The sequence below is a fragment of the Xanthomonas sp. LF02-5 genome, assembly GCF_034105325.1.
Classification (GTDB): domain Bacteria; phylum Pseudomonadota; class Gammaproteobacteria; order Xanthomonadales; family Xanthomonadaceae; genus Xanthomonas_A; species Xanthomonas_A sontii.
The window spans coordinates 1-2748 of the sequence record NZ_JAXGGF010000014.1; the positions used below are offsets into that span (position 1 = coordinate 1).

At 71.4% G+C, this 2748-nt stretch carries 1 protein-coding gene; it reads left to right on the plus strand.

The features are described 5' to 3' along the window. Positions 1 to 2748 (plus strand): amino acid adenylation domain-containing protein (locus tag SLW52_RS21020; protein ID WP_320744261.1); only part of this gene is annotated, 2748 nt, incomplete at both ends.

Below are 2748 nucleotides of genomic sequence, written 5' to 3' on the forward strand. Positions count from 1 at the left end.
TCGACCTGTCTGCCGACCCGATGCTGCGTGCCACGCTGGTGGCCTTGGCCGACGAGGAGCACGTGCTGGTGCTGACCGTGCACCACATCGCTGCCGACGGCTGGTCGCTGGACGTGCTGGTCGACGAGTTCGCCCAGCTGTACACCTCGATCGGCCAAGGCCAGCCGCCGCAGTTGCCGGCGCTGCCGATCCAGTACGCCGACTACGCGCTGTGGCAGCAGGCGCAGGCCCCGGTGCTGGTCGACGGCCTGGCGTGGTGGAGCGCGCAGCTGTCCGGCGCGCCGGACCTGAGCACGCTGCCGGGCGATCGCCCGCGCCCGACGCGCATGTCGGGGCAGGGCGCCAACCTGCGCAGCGAACTGCCGGCGGCGCTGATGGCGCGCGTGCGTGGGTTCTGCCATGCGCACGACGTCACCCCGTTCATGCTGTTGGAAGCGGTGCTGGCCCTGCTGGTGGCGCGCTACAGCGACCAGCACGACGTGGTGATCGGCACACCGGTAGCCGGACGCCTGCACCGCGAGGTCGAGCCGCTGATCGGCTGTTTCGTCAACAACCTGGCGCTGCGCACGCAACTGGCGCCGACCATGCCTTTCGAGGCGCTGCTGCGCGCCACCCGCGCCACGGTGATCGATGCCTACGGCGAGCAGGCCGTGCCCTTCGACAAGGTGGTCGAGCGGCTGCAGGTGGAGCGCAGCCTGGGCCACAGCCCGCTGTTCCAGATCCTGTTCACCCTGCAGAACACGCCGCAGCGGCGGCTGCAACTGCCCGGACTGCGCATCGAGGGCATCGCCCATGCCGCGCAGACCAGCAAGTACGATCTGGAACTGACCGCCTGGGAACACGAAGGAGCGCTGCGGCTGAGCTGGCAGTACGCCACGGTCCTGTTCGATGCGCAGAGCATCGAACAGGTGGCGCGGCACTATGCAGCGCTGCTGGAGGCGGTGCTGGACGCGCCGGCCACGCCGGTGTTCGCGCTGCCGATGATGGACGCGCAGGAGCACGCCCGCTGGGATGCCTGGAATGCCACCGCGCGCGATTATCCGCGCGAACGCTGCGTGCATGCGCTGTTCCGGCAGCAGGCGCAGCGGACCCCGCAGGCGCTGGCCGTCACCGACGGCACGCGGCAACTGAGCTATGCCGCGCTGGATGCCTGGTCCGACCGTGCCGCGCAGGCGCTGCGGGCGCAGGGGGTCGGGCCGGGCCGGGTGGTTGGCCTGCATGTCGGGCGCTCGCTGGAGCAGGTGGTGGGCGTGCTGGCGATCCTCAAGGCCGGCGGCGCCTATCTGCCGCTGGAACCGGATCACCCTGATGCGCGCCTGGCCTACATGTGCGGCGACAGCGAGGTCGAGCAGGTGCTGACGGTCACCGCGCTGGTCGAACGCGGCCGTGCCCTGGCGCCGTGGACGCTGTGCCTGGACGACACGCAGGCGCTGTCGTCCTGGCCGGACGTCGCCCCGGACGCCGAGGAAGACTCGCGCCAACTGGCCTACCTGATCTACACCTCCGGCTCCACCGGCCAGCCCAAGGGCGTGCGGGTGCCGCACCGCGGCGTGGTGAACTACCTCGATCACGCCCGCGGCTACCTGCAGCCCCACCACCAGGGCGCAGTGATGGGCACGCCGCTGAGCTTCGATGCCACGGTGACCACGTTGTTCGTCCCGTTGCTGGCCGGACGCTGCCTGGTGCTGCTGCCGACCGAGGCCGCGGCCCTGTTCGGCGGCCTGGGCCATTACCTGTTCGAGGACGGCCGTGACTGGCTGTTCAAACTGACGCCGGCGCACCTGGATGGCGTGTTCGCCGCCCATGGCGGCGGCGACAGCGCCATGCAGCGCCGTCATTGCCTGGTGATCGGCGGCGAGCAACTGACCAAGGCGACCGTGGCCCGCTGGCAGCGCGAGCGCCTGCCGCTGGCCACCTACGTCAACGAGTACGGCCCGACCGAGACGGTCGTCGGTTGCGCGGTGTACACGGTGCGCGGGCCGCAGGACCTGCAGCGCGGCGGGCATGCGGTGGCGATCGGCCGGCCGATCCAGAACACCAGCCTGTATGTGCGCAACGCACTGGATCACCCGGTGCCGGTGGGCGCGGTGGGGGAACTGTGCATCGGCGGCGACGGCGTCACCGAGGGCTACCAGCGCCTGGAGGCGCAGACCGCCGCGCGCTTCCGCATGCACCGGCTGCACGACGGGCGCAGCGAGCGGCTGTACCACAGCGGCGACCTGGTGCGCTGCGGCCGCGACGGCGAACTGGAATATCTAGGCCGGCGCGACGCGCAGGTCAAGCTGCGCGGCTACCGGATCGAGCTGGGCGAGATCGAGTCGCGGCTGCGCGAGGACCCGCGGGTGAGCGATGCGGTGGCGCTGCTACAGGGCGAAGGCGAGCGCCGGCGGATCGTGGCGTTCGTGGCCAGTGCCGTGCCCGCCGAGGAGCATGCGGCGCTGTGCACGGCGTTGCAGCAGTCGCTGGCGCGTACGCTGGCCGAGTACATGCGGCCCTCGGCGCTGGGCGTGCTGGCACAGCTGCCGCTCACCGGCAACGGCAAGGTCGACCGCGCGGCGCTGCCATTGCTGGAAGCGGCCGACGCGGCCGCGTACCGCGCCCCCATCACCCCCACCGAGCTGGCCTTGGCGCAGCTGTGGCAGGAGCTGCTGGAACGCGACGCACCGGTCGGCGCCGACGACAACTTCTTCCGCCTGGGCGGGCACTCGTTGCTGGCCACGCGGATGGTCCTGGCGGTCAATCAGCGCT